At 60.6% G+C, this 667-nt stretch carries 2 protein-coding genes; both read right to left on the bottom strand.

Translation table 11 applies throughout. The features are described 5' to 3' along the window. Positions 1–293, bottom strand: a 293-nt coding sequence (gene tnpB, locus AC244_RS34805; protein WP_053253367.1) for an IS66 family insertion sequence element accessory protein TnpB, incomplete at its 3' end; no start/stop codon positions are given. Beyond that, the coding region (gene tnpA, locus AC244_RS34800; RefSeq protein WP_053253366.1) for an IS66-like element accessory protein TnpA at positions 290–667 on the bottom strand (378 nt) is incomplete at its 5' end. The genes tnpB and tnpA, both read right to left, overlap by 4 nt.

Genomic DNA, 667 nt, shown 5'->3' with positions numbered 1-667 from the left:
AAATACGAGAGCTGCGCCGGCGTGATTGCCACCGCACCGCCCTCCACATTCGGCCAGATAAACCGACCGCGTTCCAATTTTTTCGTGAACAGGCATGCGCCCTGGCCATCATGCCAGATCAATTTTATCAGATCACCGCGGCGGCCCCGGAAGCAAAACAAATGACCGCCCAGTGGATCATGCTTCAAAACTTCCTGCACCCGAAGGGCCAAGGAAGGAAAGCCACACCGCATGTCTGTATGTCCGGTCGACAGCCACACTTTGATGCCCGTTCCCATCGGAAACGGGTTCATCGCAATGTCTCCAGACCACGCATTAGCCGCAGCAGAACGTCCACATCGACATCCTGGCCAACGATCACACGCCGGCCGTTCGTACTCACCACCTCCATGCGACCATGGCCCATGATAGACGGCGGCACAGCGACAGTCGCCGCAGGCGGCGTGATTGCAACAACGGGATCGCCAACCACCAGGGCTGGAACAAAGTCGTTCGCCGAGCGGCGAACAAGCCGTCCTTCCCGCGCGGCTCTGCGCCAGGCGTTCAACTGCCAGCGCGTGATCCCGTGACGTTGCGCCGTGGCCGTGACCTGCCGCCGGCCATTAAAACTCTCCGCCACAATCGCCAGCTTCGCTTCATCCGTGAAACGCCGGCGACGGCCGCTATC

Origin of the sequence: Ensifer adhaerens (genome assembly GCF_001270265.1) — a bacterium.
Lineage (GTDB): Bacteria > Pseudomonadota > Alphaproteobacteria > Rhizobiales > Rhizobiaceae > Ensifer > Ensifer adhaerens_B.
The sequence above is the reverse complement of the archived record's forward strand: the minus strand, read 5'-3'. Positions and strand labels throughout refer to the sequence as shown.